Origin of the sequence: Acinetobacter sp. AM (genome assembly GCF_003105055.1) — a bacterium.
Taxonomy (GTDB): Bacteria; Pseudomonadota; Gammaproteobacteria; order Pseudomonadales; family Moraxellaceae; genus Acinetobacter; species Acinetobacter tibetensis.
The window spans coordinates 102,033-125,180 of the sequence record NZ_QETG01000004.1; the positions used below are offsets into that span (position 1 = coordinate 102,033).

Below are 23,148 nucleotides of genomic sequence, written 5' to 3' on the forward strand. Positions count from 1 at the left end.
GGCGGTCAGAGAAGCATATGCAGAAATGGAGCGCCGTAAAAGAGCGCGGCGGGATGTTACCGCTGATGCTGATGTTGGGTTTCTACCGTTTGGGTGGGCGCTGGTTGTGCCGAGTCATCTTGTACTTTGTGATTTTATGGTACTGGCTCTTTTCCAATACCGCGCGTCAGGCTTCCCTGTTGTACTTAAAAAAACTGCATCATTTTGCAGGTGTACAGTCCCCGTTTCAGGCTGAGCCGCAGCTTTGGCACAGTTATACGCATTTGATGCAATTTGGCGAATGTATTTTAGATAAAATTGAAGGCTGGCTTGGGCATATCCCTGAGCAGAATTTAAAGCTGCATGGTCATGCACACTTTCGTTCGCACTATCAAAAAGGTGCGGTCATTGTGGTGTCACACTTTGGCAATATTGAATTACTGCGCGCAATCAAAGCAGAGCATTCGCAGAAAATTAATGTATTGGTGTATCAAAAACATGCCACCAAGTTCAATGAATTTTTAAAAAAACTAAATGAACATGCCGATGTCAATTTGGTTTCGGTGGATGAGTTGGGAATCGAAACTGCATTGATTTTGCAGGATAAACTCGATCAAGGTGAATGGGTGATTGTGGCAGCAGACCGCGTACCCGTGCAGTCGGATCGGGTACAATCGGTTGCTTTTTTAGGTGAGCAGGCGCTGTGGCCGCAGGGCGCTTGGATCTTGGCCAGTTTATTGAAAGCTCCTGTATTGGCAGTGTTTTGCTATCGAGTTGATACACATTTTGAAGTGCATATTCATCAAGTTGCGGAGCAGTTAAATTGGCCACGTAAAGAGCGTTTACAGGCCATGCAACAGACCACACGACAGTATGTGGAATTGTTGGAGCAGCATTGCATACGTGCGCCTTATCAATGGTTTAATTTTTATAATTTTTGGAATAAAGGATAAGTCTTGTGTTAATTGTTGGGGAAACTCCGCTCAGTATTGAAGATGTTGTGGCTGTAGCACGTAAAGAAAAACAGGTGGCATTGCCTACCTCTGCTGAATGGACAGCATTGATTCAACGTGGCGCAGATTTCCTTGATCAGTTGTTGCAAGACGAAGGCGTCATATATGGTGTGACCACGGGTTATGGTGACTCATGCTTAGTCGAAATTCCAGCCCACCAAGTGCATGAGCTACCGCTACATTTGTCGCGTTTTCATGGTTGTGGCATGGGACAAAACTTAGACTTAATTACGGCACGAGCTGTGGTGGTGGTACGTTTATGTTCTTTGGCGCGTGGCTATTCGGGTGTTTCACATGCCTTGTTGCAGCGTTTGGTCTGGATGTTGAATGAAGATGTGATCCCTGTGATTCCCTCGGAAGGTTCGGTGGGTGCCAGTGGGGATTTGACGCCTTTGTCTTATATCGCTGGGGCATTGGTCGGTGAGCGCGATGTGTATTATCAAGGTCAGATCGTACCGATTGCACAAGTGTATGCCGAAAAAGGTTTGCAACCTTTGGTGATGCGTCCTAAAGAAGGCTTAGCTCTAATGAATGGTACAGCGGTCATGACCGCCATCGCCTGCCTGAACTATAAAAAAGCAGAACAGATTTCTTTTGCCAGTACTTTGATTACTGCACTGAATGTTTTGGCTTTAGAGGGTAATCCAAGCCATTTTGATGAAGTGTTGTTTGCCCAAAAACCTCATCCAGGACAGCAACATGTTGCAGCTCAGTTACGTGACTGGTTAAACAGTGAGGTGCAGACCGAGCACCAAAGTTCACGCCTGCAAGACCGTTATTCACTGCGCTGTGCACCGCATGTGATCGGTGTATTTGAAGACTCTAAACTGTGGCTGCGTCAGTTTATTGAAAATGAGCTGAATTCAAGCAATGACAACCCATTGATTGATCCAGTCAACCTGCGTGTATTGCATGGTGGACATTTCTATGGCGGACATATTGCCCAAGCCATGGATAGTCTAAAAATCATGATCGCCAATATTGCCGACTTGATGGATCGTCAATTGGCACAGTTGGTGGACTATAAAATGAACAATGGTTTGCCGCGTAATTTAACTGGCTCAAGTGCTGAGCGTTTGCCGCTGAATCATGGCTTTAAAGCGGTGCAAATTGGGGTTTCGGCATGGACGGCAGAAGCCTTGAAACAGACGCTCGCTGCGTCAATTTTCTCACGCTCAACCGAATGTCATAATCAAGACAAAGTTAGCATGGGCACCATTGCTGCGCGTGATGCCAGTCGTGTCATTACTCTAACCGAACAAGTGATTGCAGCACTCAGTTGTGCAGCGGTTCAGGCGGTCAAACTCAAAGGTGTAGATACAGAACTCAGCCCTGTTTTAACAGCATTTCAACACTGGGTGCTTCAGAGCTTCACCTATGTAGAGGAAGATCGTCCTTTGCAACATGAACTTCAGGCATTGGTCAATCGCTTTGAAGATTTAGAACTGTTAGACAGCATTGCTGTTCAATATTCATAGGAAATGAGCATGTATGCTGATGTAATTATTGAAGTGCCCTTTCATGATGTCGATACCATGCATGTGGTATGGCACGGTCATTATTTAAAATATTTTGAAATTGCACGTTGCAAACTGTTGGATCAATTTCACTATAACTATAATCAAATGCGTGACTCAGGCTATGCATGGCCTGTGATTGAAAGCTATGTCCGTTATGTACAAGGCATTGAGTTCGAACAGAAAATTCGCGTGCGTGCCATTTTGAAAGAATGGGAAAACCGCCTGAAAATTGAATATCTGATTTTTGATGCGGTTTCGGGCAGAAAGCTGACCAAGGGCTTTACTTCTCAAGTGGCGGTACACATTGAAAAACGTGAAATGTGCTTCCAATCGCCACAGGTATTGTTGGACTGTTTAAATGCATGGCTTGAGTTCAAAGCGGAGTAATGCAAGCATGATTCGATACAAATTTTTTAAGCCGATTTTGGTTGCGTGTACAGCCAGTATGATGACTGTGCTTGCTCCCGCAGTGAATGCACAAAGTACTGAATTGAAGCAGGTGTTTACTCAGCTTGGTGCAACGCCTGTGGTGCGTGCCCAATTTGAGCAGCAGAAAAAATTGGCCTCTTTAAATAAAACCTATGTGTCCAAAGGCACGGTGCTGTTCAGCAAAAACCAAGGCGTGTTGTGGCAGATTCAAAGTCCAGTCAAAGCCGATTTGGTGGTGACACCGCGCAAGTTGGTACAAAAGACACAGCGTACTAGCAGTCAAATTGAAGTCGATAAGACTCCCTATGGCTCTGTAGCAACGATGTTTTTACAGTTGATGTCGGGCAATGAAGCGGCACTCGCTAAAAACTTTAATGTGGTGTCTGCCAATTACAGTCCGACGCAGTGGAATGTCAGTTTGACACCGAAAAGCAGTCTATTTAAAAAGCTTTTTGTCCAAGTCGATGCGCAAGGTCAGCGTTATGTGGACCGTATCACGATTTTGGAACAAGCCAATAACCGCACTATTATTCGTTTTAGCCAGCAAACGGCTCAACCTCAAACTTTAACGGCTGCGGAAAATGCGCTTTTCCAATTGGCAAAATAAGTTTAGCGCCCTTTGGCTACTGATTTTGTGTGTCATTGCTTTGGCACTGGGCGCGGCGTGGCTGAATAAAGGCATTAAGATTGAGACCAATATTTTTGCTTTGCTGCCAGAGGCTCATCAAGATGCTCATCTGGAACAAGCACAGCAATATGTCAGTCAGCAGTTAAATGACAAAGTTTTTGTGGTATTAGATGCCAAAACGGATCAGCAACTCGAACAGGCAACGCAAGCACTCAAAACCCAAGCCGACCAAAGTCAACTGTTTTTACCTGTTCGTCCACAGCTTGATCCTGATCAATTTGCCCAAGCGCTGTATCAACACAAAGCAGGGCTATTATCCAAGACCGATCAGCAGATGGTGCAGGAGCAGGATGATGCCGCACTGATAGAGCAAGGCTTATTGCAACTGATGAGTCCGGGCATGCCGATTACGGCTGAAATGCTCAAGCAAGATCCCTTGCTACTATTTCCGCGCTATGCAGTGGGTTTAAGTACTTTACAAAATAATGCCGATATCAATTTAGAACAGGGCTTTGCCACGATTCGTGATGAGCAGGGCATCTCGCGCCTGATGGTGCTTCAGCTCAATAACAGTCCCTATAACATTGCCTACCAAGAGCAGACCGCTGCTTTTATTCAAGATATCAATCAGCAGCTCAATCAGTTGCAGGTTAAACCGCACTGGACAGGTACGTTATTGTTTGCACAGTTTGGTACCAATTCTGCCAAAGAGGAAATCTCGACCATTGGCATGGGTTCAACCATCGGGATTTTACTGCTGGTCTGGTTTGGCTTCCGTTCGATACGACCCATGCTGACGGAAATGGTTGCGGTGGGCACAGGCAGTCTGGTGGCCTTTGCGGTAACATATTGGATTTTTGGCGAAATTCACCTGATGACACTGGTCTTTGGTGCCAGTTTGATTGGGGTCTGTGTCGATTTTTCATTTTACTTCATGGCCATGCAGTCTCAGCACCGACAGATCGATGGATTTACTGTTTTAAAACCGTTGCTGCCGAGTCTATTTGTGGGGCTGATGACCACGCTATTGGCCTATGTGGTGCTGAGTTTTACCCCATTTCCAGGTTTTAAACAAATTGCAGTCTTTTCCATGGTTGGATTGAGTGCCGCATGGGTGACCAGTATTTTACTGCTGCCGCGTCTGCCTGCGCTGAATGCGGAACCTGCGATACGTATACTAAGTTTTATTGGTCAAGCACGTAATTATGTGCAAAGCCACAACACGCTGCGCTACGGCATGATTTCACTGATTGTACTGGTAACAGGCAGCAGCCTCGCCTTTCTGAAAAGTAATGATGACATCCGTAATTTACAAAGTATGGATGCCACTTTAAAGCAGGAAGATCAATACATCCGTTCGCGTTTTATGCAACAGCAAAGCAGCGAATATTTTGTGGTACAGGGCAGAACACCCGCAGAATTAGAGCAACATGAACAGCAATTGCTGGCAAAACTTGCTCCCTTACAGCAGGCTGGCAAATTGGATGCTGTGCAAGCTTTAGGGCAGTGGATTCCATCGCTTGAGCAGCAAAAACACAATATCGCAATGTTACAGGCGATTCCTCAGCCCGCTTTGGTGGAATATGCGCAAGCGTTGCAGCTCAATACTGCCGATGTTTTAAACTGGCAAGCCCGTTTAAAAGACCAACCGTTATTGACCGAAGCAGTCTTTAAAGATCATCCATTGCATTTTCTGCACATGAGCCAGACGCAACGTTTAGTGATGCTACAAAATGTGCATGATGTACACGCTGTGCAGCAGCTTGAAAATGCTGATGTGCAACTGTTACGTCCTGTTCATCAACTGTCTGAGTTATTCAAACAACATCGTGAACAGGCGCAGTGGCTATTGCTTAGTGCTTTGGTGATTTTAGCCATTGGCTTAGGGGCACTGTATGGCAAAAAATCCATTCTGCCTTTGGTGCTGCCCGTCAGTATGGCTCTAATGACCACTTTTGCGATTCAAGCATGGCTGGGTGTCGAGATTAATTTATTCAGTATTATGGGCACTTTTTTGATCATTGGAATTGGGGTTGATTATGCGATTTTCTACCGCCACGGACATGATCACCCGCAGGTGGTGGGCATGGCTTTATTCCTATGTATGATGTCGACTTTCTTTAGTTTTGGTTTGTTGTCTTTCAGCCATACTTATGCCATTCACAGTTTTGGCTTAACAGTTTTATTGGGCGTTATTTTCTCATTTCTTTATGCCACACTTTTTACATCTTCCGATGCAAAACATGTTGTGGTTCAACAATATCAGCCAAAGAGCTGAGTTAAAGGGTACAGTGCAATGAGCACCATGCAACAGACAGATGTTTTAATTATTGGGGCGGGACCATCAGGCAGTTCGGCAGCAGCTTTGCTACGCCAAAAAGGCCATCAAGTCACAGTTATCGAAAAGCAATATTTTCCACGCTTCTCCATTGGTGAGTCTTTATTACCGCAGTGTATGGTGTTTTTAGAAGAAGCGGGTTTATTGGATACGGTTCGTGCACATGCCGACGAATATGCCTTTCAGTATAAAAATGGTGCAGCCTTTTTAAGAGGCACGCAGCGCAGTTTTTATGACTTTACCCAAAAATTTAGTGAAGGCCCAGGCACCACATGGCAGGTAAGACGTGCCAATTTTGACCAGCTTTTGGCGCAGCAAGCCGAAAAAATGGGCGCAGATATCCGTTTTGGTCATGAAGTTTTGGCAGTCGATGTGGCATCTACACAGCCGATTTTGACGGTCAAAGATGAGCAAGGCAACAACTATCAAATTCAGGGTAAATTCCTCTTAGATGCCAGTGGTTTTGGTCGCATTTTGCCAAAGTTTCTCGATTTAGAAAGTCCATCGGACTTTCCAGTGCGCCGTGCGGTCTTTACCCATATTGAAGATGGTTTGTTGGATGATCCTGAGTTTGACCGTGAGAAAATTTTAATTACTGTGCATGAAAAAGATCATCGTGCATGGTATTGGTTGATTCCCTTTGCCGATGGACGTTCTTCATTTGGTATTGTGGCGGAGCAAGATTTTTTTGAAAAATATGGTTATGACGGCAGTGCGGACTATGACTTAGAAGCCTTGCAGAAACGTATTTTAGCGGATGATGTCAGTTTGTCACATGTGCTGCGTCACGCCAAACATGATACTCCTGTGCGGACTTTAGTAGGCTACTCTGCTGATGTAAAACACTTGGCATCTGAAAACTATGCACTACTCGGCAATGCAGGTGAGTTCCTAGATCCTGTCTTTTCCTCGGGTGTAACGATTGCATTGAAATCTTCCAGCTTAGCGGTGCCTTTGGTCGAGCAAGTACTGCAAGGTCAGGCGGTAGATTGGATGGAGCAATACGAAAAGCCACTGCGTAAAGGCATTCAAGTGTTCCGTGCCTATGTCGAGTCATGGTATTCAGGTGAGTTTCAGGATGTCGTGTTTTCGACTCAGCAGGATGAAAAAATCCGCCGTATGATTGCATCTTTACTGGCAGGTTATGCATGGGATACGACTAACCCGATTCATCGTAATGCCAAGCAACGTTTGAGCACCTTGGCAGAATATTGCCGAGAAGCACAACAACAGAAAGAGTTGCTGACTGATGAAACTTAAGCTGTGTTTGAAAACCATCAGTTGGGTTTTAGCCAGTTCTTTGCTCTGTAGCGCCTGTCAAAGTTGGATCCCTAAAGCACAAGGATTGGCGACTCCGCAGTGGGTAGCACAAAATTACCAGCGCCAAGACCAAATTGAAGTGCAGTGGAAAACGCAGAGTTTCAGTTTTTTACTCTATCAGCAGCAACAGGGACAGTCGCTTGACATGCTGGCACTCAGCCTTACAGGGCAGCAGTTGTTTAAGCTCAGTTTTGATGGTCAAAAGGTTAAAGTCGAACAGCGGATTGAGCCGATGAAGTTGTTACCATTTGATTATGTGGTGCGCGATATTCTATATGCAACTTATCCAAAGTTTGCTGCATTACACGCTGCTCAAAATACGGTCATACAAAAAGACGATACCATTTATATTCAGCAGCAGCCTGTGTTGAAAATTCAGCAAACTGAGGGGGCAATTGAGCTAGATAATCTGCAAGTGCCTTATCAGATGGTGATTAGCGCAGTGAGTAATACTTTAGAAGATGATCAAGGCGACCATCATGACTAAAAATCTACAACATGTTTCAGCCGTCGGTATTCAGTTCAGTGCGGCGCTATCGGCTTTGGGACAAAATGCCGCTGAGCTTCAACGTGCCTTAACAAGCACAGAAAATACCTTGTCGCAACGAGAGGATCTGATTGCGGGGCGTACGGTATGGGTAGGTGCATCTGATCAAGCCTTGATTCAAGCAGTCCTTGAAAACTTGAGTGGTGCGGACTCACGGAATTTACGCTTTGCCTTGACGGCTTTGGCACAAATTGAAACCGAAATTCGTACTTATACCGCACAGTTTCCAAAACAACGTCTTGCGGTGATTATCGGCACTTCAACCTCAGGCATCGCAGATAATGAGCCTGTATTGAAAGTCCAGTTTCAACAGCCAGTGCCACAGTCTGTACAGCATCAAAAACAAGAAATGGGCAGTTTAGCAAAAGCCTTACAACAGTATTTGGGCTGGGAAGGACCTGCCTATACCATTTCTACCGCCTGTTCCTCAGCGGCCAAAACCATGGCAGCGGGACAACGTTTGCTGAATGCCGATTTGGCTGATGCTGTCTTAGTGGGTGGAGTCGACACTCTATGCAAGCTGACCTTAAATGGTTTTGACAGTTTGGAAAGTTTATCGAGCAGTATTTGTCAGCCTTGTGGTGCTAATCGTGATGGCATCAATATTGGTGAAGCCGCAGGACTATTTTTACTGTCCAAAGCGCCTGCACCTGTGATGCTGTTGTCGAGTGGTGAGTCAATGGATGCATGGCATATTTCAGCGCCACATCCAGAAGGGCGAGGGGCTGCGGAGGCGATGCAAAAAGCATTAGCTGTTGCACAGCTTGAAGCAGGTGATATTGGTTATTTAAACTTGCATGGTACTTCTACACCGCAAAATGATGCGATGGAGATTAAGGCGGTACAGACCATTTTTTCAGATGAGACTGTGGCATTGAGCAGCACTAAACATAAAACAGGACATTGTTTAGGGGCGGCAGGTGCAATCGAAGCCTTTATTTGCCAGCAGGTTTTATTGGATCAATCTTGGTTGCCGCTGCATCATGCAGGTGAATTGGATGATGCTTTGACTGGACAAAATTATGTGCTTACTCCGCATTTGACTATACCCATTCGCTATGCGATGAGTAATTCTTTTGCTTTTGGTGGCAGCAATATCAGTTTAATTTTTGGGACGGCTTTGCCATGATGGATGCAGTACAGTTTATTCCGCATGAAAAACCGATGGTTTTTGTCAGTCATCTGATTGAAGCCAATGATGAATTTGCTATTGCAGAACTTCACATCACGCCGGATTTGATGTTTTGTGAGTCAGAAGGTTTGCCGACATGGAGCAGTATTGAGCTGATGGCACAGACCATCAGTGTCTATGCAGGCTATAAAGGACAAACTCAGGGTTTGCCACCGAAAATTGGTTTTTTATTGGGAACGCGTAAAATGCAGTTGCCTTGTGCCTATTTTAGTTTGGGCACAACTGTGCGGATTCGGGTAGAACAAAGTTATCTGCATGAAGGTTTAGGGCAGTTTCATTGTGAAATTGAATATCAAGAACACAAATTCAGTGCCATGTTGAGCGTATTTGAGCCTGAAAATATGAATGAAATCATTGGAAAATTAGTGTGAACAGAAGAATTTTAGTTACGGGTTCGAGTCGTGGAATAGGTAAAGCGATCGCTTTAGAGTTAGCAAAGGCAGGCTTTGATGTCACGGTACATGCACGTTCAAGACAATCAGAAGCAGAAGCAGTGGCACAGGAGATTCAAGCCTTAGGTCAAGACAGCCATGTGTTGATGTTTGATGTGAATGACCGTGAAAAAATTGCAACGATTTTAGAGCAAGATATTGCACAGCATGGTGCTTTTTATGGGGTTGTGCTGAATGCAGGACTGACCCGAGACGGCGCTTTTCCTGCATTGACCGATGATGATTGGGATGATGTGGTTTCAACTTCATTAAATGGTTTTTATAACGTGCTAAAACCAGTAATGATGCCAATGATCCGCTTGAAAAAAGGCGGACGTATTGTGACCATGTCTTCAGTGTCAGGAATCATGGGGAACCGTGGACAGGTGAACTATAGTGCTGCCAAAGCGGGTTTGATTGGTGCGACCAAAGCATTGGCACTAGAGTTGGCAAAACGTAAAATCACGGTGAACTGTGTGGCTCCGGGTTTGATTGAAACCGAAATGGTGAGCGAAGAAGTTAAAGAACATGCCTTGAAAATGATTCCACTGCAACGCATGGGGCAGGTAGAAGAAGTCGCAAAAGCGGTGAAGTTTTTATGTAGTGATGATGCCAGTTATATCACTCGCCAAGTGATTTCAGTCAATGGAGGCCTAATCTAATGAAACGTGTTGTCGTGACAGGCATGTCTGGAATTACATCTTTAGGCGAAACCGCAGAACAAATTTTTGAGCAATTTGCACTAGGCAAAAGTGGCATTCGCTATATGCCTGACTGGGAAATTTATTCCGATTTACGCAGTAAATTGGCCGGCCCCGTTGAGTCTTTTACCGTACCCAAGCATTTTAACCGTAAAGTGACCCGTGGCATGGGACGTGTTGCCTTAATGTCTGCCGTATGTGCTGAAAAAGCATTGGAAGATGCAGGATTACTGCATGCGGATATCTTAAAAAGTGGCGATGCAGGCGTGGCCTTTGGTTCTTCTGCGGGCAGTGTGGATGCTGTACGTGAGTTTGGCTCGATGTTGATTGAGCACAATATGAGTCAAATGAATGCCACGACCTACATTCGTATGATGTCGCATACCAGTGCAGTCAATATGACCGTGTATTTTGGCCTAAAAGGTTTAACGCTGCCGACCTCAAGTGCCTGTACTTCAGGTTCTATGGCCATTGGTCAAGCTTATGAAGCGATTAAATATGGCAAACAAACCGTGATGATTGCAGGTGGGGCAGAAGAACTCAGTGCCGCAGGTTCAGCGGTGTTTGATGTGTTGTTAGCAACCAGTATGAAAAATGACCGTTCAGAGAAAACGCCACGTCCGTTTGATGCAGACCGCGATGGTTTGGTGGTCGGTGAAGGAGCAGGCTGTTTGATTCTAGAAGAATATGAACATGCCCAAGCGCGCGGTGCCACCATTTATGCCGAGATTGTCGGTTATGGCAGCAATACCGATGGTCAGCATGTGACTCGACCTGATTCTGAAATGATGGGCCGTTGTATGCAGTTGGCGCTGAAAGATGCACAGCTTACCGCCATGGATATTGATTATGTCAATGCGCATGGGACCTCGACCGATCAGGGGGATATTGCTGAATCACAAGCGACTGCGCGTATTTTGGGTAAAAAACCGATCAGCTCATTAAAAAGTTATTTTGGGCATACGCTCGGCGCGTGTGGCGCAATTGAGGCGTGGCTGAGTATTGAAATGATGCGACGCAATCAGTTGGTGCCTACACTGAATTTAGATCAGATTGATAGTGCTTGTGGTGATCTGGATTATATCGTTTCAGATATGCGTTCAGCAGAAACGCAAATTATGATGAGCAACAATTTTGCTTTTGGGGGGATTAATACCTCCTTGATTTTTAAACGTGTCTAATAAGATAAGGGTAGAACAATGTTATTCAAAAAAATCTGTGCAGTCGCTGTGTTGTCTTTAGGTGCGATTGCATCAGCTCAGGCTGCCGATAAAATGTATGATTTTAAGTTTCAAGAAGCTGTAAACCGTGCTGTTGCAGATGGCGTGCTGGATGGCTCGGTAAAATTTTATTTGGCAGGAACCAAGTCGGGTGGCAAAGTGATTGAAAAGGGCTTAGTGACCAATAAAAAGACCAATGGTTTTGCCAAGTCTGCGGAAACTTCATGTGATCATGTCCTCCGTTCAGCATTGATTCAATTCCAAAATACCGCGAAAGCCAATGGTGCAAATGCTGTGACTAATCTGGTGAGTTTCTATAAGTCGAATGAAACACGTAGCACCACCACCTATCAATGCGCGAAAGGTACGGCACTAGCAGGCGTGGCATTGAAAGGGGATTTGGTAAAATTTTAGATCAATGAGACGTGGGGGAGAAAATCCCTCACTGTTTTAAGCAATAATTTAGAAATTTTCTTGAGCAGTAATGAATCGTATTCGATTTTCGTATAGCTCATCTAAAGTCAATGTTCTGCGGTGAAATCTATTCGATTGTGGTCTGGCATTGCTGATTGTTTTAAACAAAATAGAATTAATTTTATCCAAATTTAGATGTTATTCACGAAAATAAAAACATAACATCAACGATCTAGATAAACCTATTTGAAATCCATCTTTAATGGATAGAGGTCTGGTAATTGGTTAAAACCAATCATCACCTTTTCAAAGGCTGCAATAACATGTAGAGGGTGTACGTCAAATATATTCAGTGTGAACCCGTACAGCTTTTAGGAAATCCCATTACGACCAGTGATTTGATCACTTGTATCATGCACAATTGTAAAGTCTGAAAAATCTTGTCATGTTAATGAATAGATATTTTTCTCCGAAATCTCTACACTAGCCATCAATTTTAAAGCGCCTGTTTTTGTTCTAGTGACCCTTCTTAGTATTGACCAATAAATCCAGTCAATGTTTTGTGCTTAAGCTCAGTCGTTGAGTGAAGTATTCTTGCTGGATTTAATTCAATTTCTGTTTCAGTTCGTTTTATTCACGTATCTGCACGTGATTTCTTACTGAAACTCTTTGAAGCCTTCAATGGTGGGTAGTTTTCATACTGAACTCAGACTTGAGCTTTATCGTGTATTGTAACGTTTGCGAGTTGGCATTTAGTGATTATTCCCATGCAATTTACACCATAATTTTTATAAGGTGTAAATAGGGTGTAGCAAAAAATCATTAAAACTCAACTAGAAGCGACTAAACGAAGTTAAACGAGGTTTAAGAAATTGAGTCAAAACAACACTATTAAAGAATTGTTTGATAGATCAATAGATAAGAAACTTTGGATCGCTCCTATGGCGGGTGTGACAGACCGTCCGTTTCGTACGCTTTGTAAATACTTTGGTGCTGGTCATGCGGTCAGTGAAATGATGACAGCGGACAAAACCTTACGTATGAGTAAGAAAAGTTTGTATCGTGCCAACTTTGATGGGGAATTGGCACCAATTTCAGCACAAATTGCAGGTTCCGACCCTAAAGATTTGGCAGAGGCTGCACGTTACCAAGTCGCAAATGGGGCACAAATCGTCGATATTAATATGGGGTGTCCTGCCAAAAAAGTCTGTAATAAGTTGGCTGGTTCAGCTTTATTACAAGATGAAGATTTGGTTGCGCGAATTTTAGATGAAGTTGTTGCTGCGGTAGATGTACCCGTCACGCTCAAAACACGTTTGGGCTTTTTAAATGGCCATGAAAATATTTTGCGTGTAGCACAAAGAGCCGAGCAAGCAGGTATTGCTGCTTTGGCATTACATGGGCGTACTCGTGAAGATATGTATTTAAATACGGCACGTTATGACTTAATTAAAGAAGTTAAACAATTGCTGAGTATTCCCGTGATTGCCAATGGTGACATTGATAGCCCTGAAAAAGCCAAATACGTATTGGATTATACTGGGGCAGACGCGATTATGATTGGGCGTGCTGCACAGGGCCGACCTTGGATTTTTAGAGAAATTGCACATTATTTAACAACTGGGCAGCACTTGGCTGCACCACAGATTTCTGAAGTCAAAGAAGTTCTACTAGGGCATTTGACCGAGCTCTATCAATTCTATGGTGAATATTCAGGCTGTCGCATTGCACGTAAGCATATTGCTTGGTATACCAAAGGACTACGAGCAAGTAATGAATTTCGTCAGAGCATGTATAAAGTTGAAACGACAGCGGAGCAGGCTCAAGTCGTTGAGAACTATTTCAATTTATTATTAAGTGAAGGGCAAACCATGCATGATGTTCAGGTCGAACAGATTAATTTGCTTGATGTGTAGAAGTCTTATATCAAAAGCCCAGCGATTGCTGGGCTTTTTATTTATTGCGCCTGACTTAATTCTAAGACCAGTTGATTGATGAGATCAGCAGCTTCCAGTTCACGAATTTGAGCGACATTAGAGCCTGCCCAAAATGCGCCATAGCCATAGTCACCGTGTTTATTCGCAGCAGCATTTAATTGTTTGGCTAAGTCATAAGTGTATGGATAAGCTGGTACGGCAGGACGGTTAGGTTGATCAATTTCAGTATGCCAAGTGTTCACTAATCCACGTGCTGGACGACCAGAAATACTGTCTGTAATTTGTGTAACAGGGGTATCCAACAATGCTTTACGATAAGCGGCATTGGCATTTGAACTTTTACATTGTACAAATGCTGTACCGAGCTGAACAGCTTGAGCACCAAGCTGTAGCATCAGATATGCTTGTTGACCCGTCATAATTCCACCTGCTGCAATCACGGGTATATGGCAGTGTTGACTTAGCAGTTGTACTAAATCGGAAGTTTGGATTGCACCATCAATACTTTGGTTGAAAATACCTCGGTGACCACCTGCTTCAATTCCTTGTGCAATCACGACATCTATCCCTGCTGCTTCAATTGCAAGTGCTTCAGGCAAATTCGTCGCAGAGACCATAGTGATGATGCCCGCAGCTTTTAATGCTGTTATTTGATGTGGGTGCGGAATACCGAAATGAAAGCTTACGGCTTTAGGTCGTGTTTCCAGCACAAGATTTAAAAAATCATCATTGTCTAAAAAACTTGGATAAATACATTCGAGCTGCTGAGGAGCAGGGACATGTAGGCGCGAGAATTGCGGACTTAAATATTCGATCCATTGCGCTGCAATCGCTTGATCTAAAACTTGGCTTTGGTGGCAGAAGAAATTCACTTGAAAGGAATGATCTGTTAAGGCTTGAGTTGCGAGAATTTGTTCGCGTGCAGAATTTACAGAGCTTGCCCCTAAGCCTAATGAACCTAATCCACCTTGATTAGAAACCTCTGCTGCCAATGTGGGTGTTGAAACACCTGCCATAGGCGCTAGAAAAATAGGATGTTTAATTTCTAGTTGTTCTAATAAAGACATAATCAGGCTCCATGTATTTACTTAACTGTGCCCAAGCTAAATAAAATAAGCAAATAATATTCACTATTTAATCTAGAAATATGTTTTGAGAAATACAAAAGTGAGCGTTGTTTTATGATGGGTGTTGGCGTTTTTTCATAGCATTATAGTTAAATCAATACGTTTTTATAGGCAATAAAAAACACCCTATAGCAGGGTGTTTTTTTATTAAATATTACTGTTGAGCTTTTTCTTTTACATCACCAGCGCCTTGTTCAACAGCACCCGCAACATGAGCTGTTGCATCTTTTGCGGCATCTTTCACGTCTTTTGCAGCAGCTTCGGTTTTAGCAGCAGCCTCATCCGTTGCAGTATCAATTTTATTTACAGCTTCATTCGTTGCAGCTTGAGTTTTGGCAGCAGCCTCACTAGCCGCATTTTCCATATCATAGTTCGCTTGTTGAGCAGCATTTTCCAAATGCTCGCCTGTCGTAGCACCTGTTTCTGGGGCTTTTTCTTTACTACATCCAACCAAAGTCACAGCAGCAGCAAGACCTAAAGCAATAAGCAATTTATTCATAAAATGTTTCCTTTTTATTTGTTCTATCCGACTAAGGGATAGACAAAATATAAAGTAAATTTACTGAAAGTATGATCAAAAAATGTTAAGTATTTGTAATTATTATTAATAGCCAGATGTGGGGCTGAAACATAGAGAGAGTATTATGTAAAAAGTCAGTGATGTGATTTGAACGCGTTAAAATATTAGAAATTTAAGATGGATTTTATTGTATAAAGTGATTACGAAGAATTAATTTCTGCACTGTTTGTTTCATTTTTAAAGGGGTGAGTGAGTTCTATTTTGAATATAAATGATGTTTTGAGCAAAAATGCAAATCCAGTATTAATTAAAATATATTTGAGTTCATTATTTAATAACCATTTAAAACAATGATTTAAATCCTATTTGATGAGATTTTAAGCGTTGAATTGGATTAAATACATATAAATATTAAGTGATTTTATCATCTTGTTTTTTATTAAATGTTAAAAAAATGATGTTTAATGTCAATCAAATTCATTATAATGTGAAATAAATCACACTTTTGTTGTTTGGGTTAAGTCATGATTTTACAACAATACAAAATAGTTTTTGGCGGGACCATGGGAGCAGGCAAGTCTGCTGCGATTAAAACACTTTCAGATGTAGCGGTGATTAGTACAGAAGCTGTGAATACAGATACACAAGCTCATTCTAAACTTTTGACCACAGTTGGAATTGATTATGGTGAGATTAGATTAGATGACGGTACACAAATAGGCTTATATGGGACTCCAGGGCAAGACCGATTTGATTTTATGTGGTCAATTGTCTGTAAAGGAGCGATAGGGATTGTACTGCTGATTGATCATAGCAGTTCCGAACGATTGCTCGATTTAGAATTTTACTTAAAAGCATTTGACAATTATGGTTCCAATATTGTGGTGGGTATCACACATATAGACGTGGAACATGAGTTAAAGTTGAAAATTTACAGAGATTGGATGCACGTCCATCAAAGAAATTATCCTATATTTGCTGTGGATGCGCGTGAAAAAGATGACGTGTTGCTTTTAATTGAGACATTAATTGCAATGCTTGAAAGTCAAAACCTTGTAGCTATTTGAGTAGCAAGTAAAAAGGTCTATTTTAGGTGGAATGCCATAGTCACTTAAGGGTTTTATTCATGCATAACGATATGATTTTATAAATAGTATTACTGGATTAGTAGTGTTAATTATGTTTTGTATGTTAGATGGCTTGGAACAGGTAACAGTATCGAAAAAATATTTTTGAGAATCAAGGTGAAATTGTAGTGGTCAGTCGTTCGATTTTAGCAAAGGTTTCTGCGGTTATTACCGAAAGCCTCTTAAGGTATTGTCAGACTATTGGTTTAGATACAGAAAATGGGAAAGTTTTTTATCAGTGCTGAACCACTTTAACGCTCTAATGGTTTTGATGGTTGTTGTCTATAAAGATATTTTAATTGATGAAAGACGTTATCACTTTCAGAAATTAAATGAACAATAGGTTCAGATTCATCAAAGTTAAGCATGAGTTTATTGTGGGAATCACTGAATAATTGATGGAATTGTCAGTGTAAGGATATGTTTTAAATCTTAAAATTATGGTTAATTTTGAATGAACAGCATTTTAAATATTGCAGTATTTGGGCTAAGTTTAAGCACGTTAGATCATATTAAAACGCAGGTTTTACTTGCGTTGCCATCGTCTACTCAGGTGAAATGGGTAAATTTGGCAGAGAAAAAAATTGATCTGTTGCTTGTCAATGATGTGTTCTTTAATGCACCAGGGATTCAGAAAGTTTTGAGTAATCCTCAAATTACTTATTTACGCTTAGTCAAAAAGGTCGAACATGCTGGGCGTATTATTGGTGATCAGTTGTTTTATCCATTTTCAAATTTAGAGCATTTACATGAATGGCTGTCTGAAAAATTGGTTCTAGTCACGGCTATGCCTTTTTCATTACCCATAAGAGAGATGAAAGCAACCCCAATTTTGCCAACGATTACTCCTCAAGTTGAAATATCAATCGAGCGTGTATTTACCGAAATATTCACTCCCAGAAATGGTTTTATTCAATTATTTGATGCCAGCGGTTTTTTAGCATTGATTGATACACGAACAGAAAGAGTATGGGTGGATGCAGGCAAAACGATTCAACTGAACTCAACCTTGAATCAAACGTATGCAACAGCGCAATTTGTGCAAGAAATAACAAAGCATAAAGAAGTCTATGATTTACGCGTATGGTTGTGGAAAGTGGTAAATGCATCAACAGATTTGAAATTACCTGTAGTTGACCTCAATCAGAATTTCAAACTCGAAATTTGGCCTCAATTTGAACGTGATTTGAAACGAAATGAGTTTTTAAAAATGGCAGCATGTTTCTCACATGGTGCAAAAATAAGCGATGTAAGGCATTTTTTGAATTTAAGTCATGATCAGATATTGAATTTTGTATCTTGTGCTGTTTTACTGCAACAGGGGCGTTTTGTAAATCAAAACGAAGTGAAATTTCAGGAAGATACAAAACAAGTAGAATCTGGCCAAGGACATAAACTCCGTAGTTTTATTGGTAAATTACGTAAAAAACTTGGCTTATAAATAATCTGCACCTAATCATAATTTAAACGGGGTAATTCCCATATCAAGAGGAAAAAAGAAATGGCACGTATTAGTCTAGATGCTTTAACAAGTTTAGATGGTTTTGTAGCAGCAGCACTGGTAGATAGTGACAGTGGTCTTGCTTTAGCGACTCAGGGGAATGGTGTAGATTTAGAACTTGCAGCTGCGGGTAATACTGAAGTGATTCGTTCTAAACGCAAAGTGGCAAAAGCATTGCAACTAAATGATAATATTGAAGATATTCTTATTTCTTTAGGTAAGCAGTATCACTTAATTCGTCCTTTAGATACCAATGAAACATTATTTTTGTACTTGGTACTCGACCGCGCTAAATCAAACTTGGCTATGGCGCGTTACGAATTAAAAGGCTTTGAAAAAGGTCTTGATTTTTCTTAATAAAATTAAAGCGGTTCAAATGCCAATGTAACTCACATTGGCATTTTTTTTGATTTAATTTTAATAATAAATTTGGTGTGCAGTTTTAAAGGTACTTAAATGGAGCTGTACTAATTCAGGCAAAGCTTGATATCCGCCAGCCAAGACAAACATTAATGGAATTTGGTTCTTTTTTGCCAATCGAAAAATTATTTCATCTCGCTTTTCAATCAGTTCAGTACTAAACCAAGAAGATCCACAAGGATCATCCTGATGACAATCCATTCCTGCTTGATAGACAATCAGATCGGCATTCCATTCTATTGCACGTTTAAAAGCATGGTGAATGGCGAGAATATATTGGCTAAAGTTCCCATTATGCTTATGTATGTGACTGGTTTCAGAACGTTCATAGGTTGGACAGCCAAACGCAAGACCATAAATACTATAATTAAATAAATTTTCGTATCGCTTGGTAAATTCAGCAGTACCATTCCCACCGTGTTGATCACAATCGAGTACAAAAATACGCTTATTGGGGAATTTTTTGGCGATGAGTGCTAAACCATTAAACGTACAGAATGAGCTACCAAATTCATAAATTGCATGATGGAATCCTTGGGCAATATTGGCAGAAATTTGATGTTTCCACGCCAATTCAGCCGCAAGAATTTGACCTGCATTAATTTGATATACCGCATCGCGAAGTTGCGTATTCCAAGGTTTAAAACCCTGAAATGTCGCCATTTTCTCAGGCATGCCTGTATGAAAGGCATCAACATATTCGGGTGCATGTAATTGTTTTAAAATATCGATCGCTAGCGGATCAGGTGTATGGAACTTGGTGATCCCTAAGGGTTTTAATGCCTCAGCCACCGCTGTTAATTTCTCCATACTATTGGTATGAGTTTGTGCGAAGTACTGTGGAGAGTAACAAACCTGTAGCATGGGACTAACCTTGAATTTGCATTAAAGCAATATCCTGTAATTGTTGAAGTTGAGTTGTTCCCGGACTAAATAAGCCGTTATCAACTTGTTGTTGATAATGCGTCGTAAATGCTCGTGCACGATTTTCAGGAGAAACGGCTAGGGTGGTGAGGCGTAAAAACCAGAAACCATTGATTGCAGAATAAGGCATAATATAACCCTTAAATTTCTGATTGGGTGCTTTTTCTTGAATGAGTGCGCGGTCATAATTCACAGAAAATAATGATCCTGCGGGTAAGCAAACGCCGTTCATTAAAACAGGTTTCAAGCTAATACAGGAGTGATTATCTCCCATATTTAATTTTTCTAATAAAATCGGTTGCTGTTGTTCATCGACAAAAATATTGATTTCACCTTGTCTGAGCATGCGACCATGCGCGATTTTAAGGAAGAAATTTTCTGCCATTGGGCATGAACCGACTTTAGGTTTTTCCTCTAAAGCTTTTAATTCCACCATACCTGTTTGTGCAGATGTTCTGGGTAAAATAATATCGGCAATTAAACCACAAAGCAGTTTGCTTTCTTCTAATGTTGCCTGTGAAGAAATTTCACGGAGTTTTTGTTGCAGTTTAATTTGCTGCTGTACTTCAAACTTAAGCTGTTCAGGCGTGGAGTCGGGAAGTGTATGTGCGGCATGATTTTGATCTAAATTATGCCAATCCGAAATTGCGAACTGTGATTGTTCAAGCAAAGTTTTGAGTGCCTTGGTTTCAAATTGATTAAAAAGTTTTAAATCAGAAAAATCTTGTGGCAATCGAGAGGTATTGATGTATTCAGCCAATACACGAGTCGCTTGTGTGTAGCCACAACCTCTACGTTCGGTTTGATGTGAAAAATGCTCATTGAGCATTTCGGTAAGTTTAGATGATAGCGGATGAATATGTTGTTTAAACAATTGAATAATTTCGTGATCTGTTTCGTTCATCCTTGCCTCATTTTTATGCATAAAAATCATTTTGAAGTACATTTCTTTTAAATGAAATGTCTGATTTATTCTCAAGTTTTATTAGAGATTTATAAGGTCATACAATAGCAAAAAAATATTTGAATAAAATCACTTATACTATTTTTATTCATTATATTGGATGATTTTTATCCCTTTGTTATAAATGTAATATAAAAAAACCAGCCTCGAAAGACTGGTTATTCTTTAGGGTTCAAATTGAGTTAGTGTTGAAGATTTGGCTCACTTACTGACACTTCTATCGCTTCACTACTTTCTTTAAGTAATTCATCGGTCAATTGCTCAGGTACTTTGGCTTTTTTCTTATTTTTTTTGCCTTTTTTCTTTTTTTTCTTTGGCGCTTCTTCAATTTCTGCACCATCTTCGATTGCTTGCCAATATTCAAGCTGTTCCATGACCGCAGCGTAGATTGAGCCTTTGCTATAGCGACCTTTTTTATCGAGTGTGCCTACAGGTCGCGCCATTAAAATTTCAAGGGCTTGATCAATGGTTTCAATCGCATGAATATGGAATTGACCTTGTTCAACGGCTTCGCGCACATCAAGACGTAACATTAAATGTTGCATGTTTTGACGTGGAATAATAACCCCTTGCTTACCAGTAAGCCCTTGAAGCTTACAGGCATCGAAGAAGCCTTCAATTTTGGCATTAACACCGCCAATAGGTTGTACTTGACCTAATTGGTTCATAGAGCCAGTAATTGCCCATGATTGATCAATCGGTAATTGGCTAATTGCAGAAATGAGAGCTGACAGTTCAGCAACGGTCGCACTATCACCATCGACCTGACCATAGCTTTGTTCAAAGGCGAGAGCAGCAGAGAAATGCAGAATCTGCTCACGCCCAAAATGTGCTTTTAAGAAGCTCGACATTAATAGAACGCCTTTGGCGTGTAATGAGCCACCCAGTTCTACACTACGTTCAATATCCAGAATATCGCCACCCCCTTGATATACAGAGGCCGTTAGGCGAGAAGGTAAGCCGAATTCAACATCTGCATAGTGGATGACGGATAAAGCATTGATTTGTCCTAAGCGATGACCACGTGTCTCGATCAGTTGTGTGCCACGGGAGAGATCTTGCCAATACAGTTCACGTAAATAGCCTAATCGATACTGGCGATGTTGTAAGGCCGTATTAATATGTTTGTCAGCTACAATTTTATCACCTGCTTGTACAGCATGATGATGAGCCTCACGAATTAAGTCACCCAAAGTCAACGCGTGGAGCGAGAGGGAGCTTTGGTCTTCGGCTTGGCGGCTCGAATCTGTGAGCAAAGCAGCCAAGGCTGAGCGATCAAAAGGTAATAATTTATCGGCTTGTACATAATCTGCAATCAACTGCATATAAGCTTGTTCATTGGCATCATTACGTTGCAGCGTGTCAGTAAAATCGGCACGAATTTTAAAAACACTACCCAGTTCAGGTTCGAGTTCCAAAATTTCATAATAGACTTCTGGTTCTGCCAATAATACGACTTTGATATTCAGTGGTATTGCTTCAGGTTCAATAGAAATACTGCCCGTAAGCGTTAACATGTGCTCAAGCGAAGAAAGCTTTAATTTCCCAGATTTGAGTGCACGCTTTAACCCTTGCCATGCATAAGGTTGCTCAAGTAATTGTTCTGCTTCAAGCATTAAGAATCCGCCATTGGCTTTATGCAATGCACCTGGGCGAATTAGGGTGAAATCAGTCGTAATCGTGCCATGTTGAGTCAGTTGTTCAACATGCCCCAATAAATTGTAATGGGTCGGGAAGTCCTCAAAAATTACAGGTGCGCCACTGTTGGGCTTATAGGTGACAATAATATTGGCTTGGTAACGCGCGGGTACTCGGCTAAATAATCCTGGCGTAAAATCGTCTTCTTCTTGCTCAAGCACAATTTCAACATTGTTAATAATGTCTTCGGCATAAAGTTTTAAGTATTCGGCTAAACCTTCAACTTTAGAAAACTTATTGAGTAACAGATCAATGCGAGGTATAACCACTTGATTGGCAATATCACGATTCAGCTCTTGTACTTTGTCACGTGCGTCATCTTCCAGATCACCTAAATGTAATCCTAAACGCTCGAGCTTTTTATCCATATAGCGCATATTTGAGACAATTTCTGCGCGCTGTTTGCTATTTAATGCATCAAGATCCTTTTGCGACATCTCTTGCATTTGATCGTCTTTGAATTGCACAGGAATAAAGCAGTGCTCGTCATGGCGTGTGACCAATTTTAAGCTGAGCTCTTCACCTTCTTTGGTTAATTCAACCAAAGCTTGTTGTTGTTCATCACCTGTTTGTTGGCGAATCAGTTCAATACGATTGTGATAGGTTTCAGTGGTAAAGCGACGTTCAAGTTGCTTTAAAATAGTTTGCCATGTTTGGTGCAGTAAAGCCTGAAATTTGGGTGCTTGTCCCGCAGGAAGTTGAAGCGCGATGGGCTGGCGTGAAGATTTGAAATTATTGACATAAACCCAGTCATTAGGCGTAGGCATGGTTTTGGCATGCTGCTGCAACAGGCGTTTAACCATGGTGCGTTTACCTAAGCCCGCAGTACCTACAGCAAAAATGTTATAGCCAGAATATGGCAAAGCAATACCAGCTTCTACAGACGCACGCGCACGATCTTGTCCAAGAAAATTATTGAGCGGTTTAATACGTTTTGTTGAAGTCGGAATGTTGGTTAAATTCGGAATATGCGTGAGTTGTTCTGATTTTAAACGTGTTTGATTGAACGTGTTTTGAATTCCAGTTTGTTCGAAGGCGGTAATCAGGTGATTTTGCGGATCTCGTGCTTTATTATTTGAAAGGTTAGTGGATAAAGAAGAATTCATCTGTTCAAGTTTTTGGGTCACTGTGAAATCCAAAACAAAATATTGCGGTAGAGGTTTAAGGTATACAGGTTTAGTGGAAAAATTCAAGCAAA

21 protein-coding genes are annotated in these 23,148 nt (G+C 41.6%); 16 read left to right on the forward strand and 5 right to left on the reverse strand.

All coding sequences use genetic code 11. The features are described 5' to 3' along the window. The first annotated feature begins 17 nt into the window (after positions 1–17). The 13 genes from DCO44_RS03655 to dusB all read left to right on the forward strand — a co-directional run bounded on the left by DCO44_RS03655 (position 18) and on the right by dusB (position 13,648). A complete protein-coding gene (locus tag DCO44_RS03655) occupies positions 18–932 on the forward strand; it encodes an acyltransferase (RefSeq protein WP_116759250.1) in 915 nt (304 codons plus the stop codon). A 5-nt stretch (positions 933–937) separates the two neighbouring features. Beyond that, a complete protein-coding gene (locus DCO44_RS03660; protein WP_116759251.1) occupies positions 938–2,470 on the forward strand; it encodes an HAL/PAL/TAL family ammonia-lyase in 1,533 nt (510 codons plus the stop codon). A gap of 9 nt (positions 2,471–2,479) precedes the next feature. Then, positions 2,480–2,899 (forward strand): acyl-CoA thioesterase, encoded by a 420-nt coding sequence (locus DCO44_RS03665; protein ID WP_116759252.1) that lies wholly within the window; start codon positions 2,480–2,482, stop codon positions 2,897–2,899. 7 nt (positions 2,900–2,906) lie between these two features. Then, a complete protein-coding gene (locus DCO44_RS03670) occupies positions 2,907–3,548 on the forward strand; it encodes a LolA family protein (protein ID WP_116759253.1) in 642 nt (213 codons plus the stop codon). After that, on the forward strand, positions 3,523–5,847 hold the full coding sequence (locus DCO44_RS03675; RefSeq protein ID WP_116759254.1) for an MMPL family transporter: 2,325 nt from the start codon (positions 3,523–3,525) through the stop codon (positions 5,845–5,847). Before DCO44_RS03670 ends, DCO44_RS03675 begins: the two co-directional genes overlap by 26 nt. 18 nt (positions 5,848–5,865) lie before the next feature. Then, positions 5,866–7,167, forward strand: a complete 1,302-nt coding sequence (locus tag DCO44_RS03680) for an NAD(P)/FAD-dependent oxidoreductase (RefSeq protein ID WP_116759255.1) — start codon at positions 5,866–5,868, stop codon at positions 7,165–7,167. Beyond that, positions 7,157–7,714, forward strand: a complete 558-nt coding sequence (locus DCO44_RS03685; RefSeq protein WP_116759256.1) for a DUF3261 domain-containing protein — start codon at positions 7,157–7,159, stop codon at positions 7,712–7,714. Before DCO44_RS03680 ends, DCO44_RS03685 begins: the two co-directional genes overlap by 11 nt. Next, positions 7,707–8,903 carry a beta-ketoacyl-[acyl-carrier-protein] synthase family protein gene (locus DCO44_RS03690; protein WP_116759257.1) on the forward strand — a complete coding sequence of 399 codons (1,197 nt, stop codon included), beginning with the start codon at positions 7,707–7,709 and terminating at the stop codon, positions 8,901–8,903. Before DCO44_RS03685 ends, DCO44_RS03690 begins: the two co-directional genes overlap by 8 nt. Then, the gene (locus DCO44_RS03695; RefSeq protein WP_116759258.1) at positions 8,900–9,337 is read left to right on the forward strand and encodes a 3-hydroxylacyl-ACP dehydratase; all 438 of its coding nucleotides are present in this window, start codon (positions 8,900–8,902) and stop codon (positions 9,335–9,337) included. Before DCO44_RS03690 ends, DCO44_RS03695 begins: the two co-directional genes overlap by 4 nt. Next, a complete protein-coding gene (locus DCO44_RS03700) occupies positions 9,334–10,059 on the forward strand; it encodes a 3-ketoacyl-ACP reductase FabG2 (protein WP_116759259.1) in 726 nt (241 codons plus the stop codon). The genes DCO44_RS03695 and DCO44_RS03700 overlap by 4 nt, the downstream gene beginning before the upstream one ends. Then, complete coding sequence (locus DCO44_RS03705; protein WP_116759260.1) at positions 10,059–11,279, forward strand: beta-ketoacyl-ACP synthase; 1,221 nt, start codon at positions 10,059–10,061, stop codon at positions 11,277–11,279. The genes DCO44_RS03700 and DCO44_RS03705 overlap by 1 nt, the downstream gene beginning before the upstream one ends. Before the next feature lie 18 nt (positions 11,280–11,297). Beyond that, positions 11,298–11,732, forward strand: a complete 435-nt coding sequence (locus tag DCO44_RS03710) for an excinuclease (protein ID WP_116759261.1) — start codon at positions 11,298–11,300, stop codon at positions 11,730–11,732. A gap of 899 nt (positions 11,733–12,631) precedes the next feature. Then, positions 12,632–13,648, forward strand: a complete 1,017-nt coding sequence (gene dusB, locus DCO44_RS03715; protein ID WP_265735812.1) for a tRNA dihydrouridine synthase DusB — start codon at positions 12,632–12,634, stop codon at positions 13,646–13,648. A 41-nt stretch (positions 13,649–13,689) separates the two neighbouring features. Here dusB and DCO44_RS03720 read toward each other — a convergent pair whose 3' ends face one another. Then, positions 13,690–14,736, reverse strand: coding sequence for an NAD(P)H-dependent flavin oxidoreductase (locus DCO44_RS03720; protein ID WP_116759263.1), 1,047 nt, complete (start codon positions 14,734–14,736; stop codon positions 13,690–13,692). 214 nt (positions 14,737–14,950) lie between these two features. Continuing rightward, on the reverse strand, positions 14,951–15,295 hold the full coding sequence (locus DCO44_RS03725; RefSeq protein ID WP_116759264.1) for a hypothetical protein: 345 nt from the start codon (positions 15,293–15,295) through the stop codon (positions 14,951–14,953). Between the two features lie 545 nt (positions 15,296–15,840). On the opposite strand from DCO44_RS03725, the gene DCO44_RS03730 reads away from it, so the two are divergent. The 3 genes from DCO44_RS03730 to DCO44_RS03740 all read left to right on the forward strand — a co-directional run bounded on the left by DCO44_RS03730 (position 15,841) and on the right by DCO44_RS03740 (position 18,301). Then, on the forward strand, positions 15,841–16,383 hold the full coding sequence (locus DCO44_RS03730; protein WP_116759265.1) for a GTP-binding protein: 543 nt from the start codon (positions 15,841–15,843) through the stop codon (positions 16,381–16,383). Positions 16,384–16,897: 514 nt separating this feature from the next. Next, the gene (locus DCO44_RS03735; RefSeq protein WP_116759266.1) at positions 16,898–17,884 is read left to right on the forward strand and encodes a hypothetical protein; all 987 of its coding nucleotides are present in this window, start codon (positions 16,898–16,900) and stop codon (positions 17,882–17,884) included. A gap of 60 nt (positions 17,885–17,944) precedes the next feature. Continuing rightward, on the forward strand, positions 17,945–18,301 hold the full coding sequence (locus DCO44_RS03740) for a roadblock/LC7 domain-containing protein (protein ID WP_116759267.1): 357 nt from the start codon (positions 17,945–17,947) through the stop codon (positions 18,299–18,301). A 60-nt stretch (positions 18,302–18,361) separates the two neighbouring features. Here the strand turns inward: DCO44_RS03740 and DCO44_RS03745 are convergent, their stop codons facing one another. The 3 genes from DCO44_RS03745 to DCO44_RS03755 form a co-directional block, all read right to left on the reverse strand. Beyond that, positions 18,362–19,228, reverse strand: a complete 867-nt coding sequence (locus DCO44_RS03745) for a histone deacetylase (protein ID WP_116759268.1) — start codon at positions 19,226–19,228, stop codon at positions 18,362–18,364. Between the two features lie 4 nt (positions 19,229–19,232). Next, the gene (locus DCO44_RS03750) at positions 19,233–20,192 is read right to left on the reverse strand and encodes a hypothetical protein (protein ID WP_116759269.1); all 960 of its coding nucleotides are present in this window, start codon (positions 20,190–20,192) and stop codon (positions 19,233–19,235) included. Positions 20,193–20,434: 242 nt separating this feature from the next. Continuing rightward, on the reverse strand, positions 20,435–23,077 hold the full coding sequence (locus DCO44_RS03755) for a Lon protease family protein (RefSeq protein ID WP_116759270.1): 2,643 nt from the start codon (positions 23,075–23,077) through the stop codon (positions 20,435–20,437). Positions 23,078–23,148 lie beyond the last annotated feature (71 nt).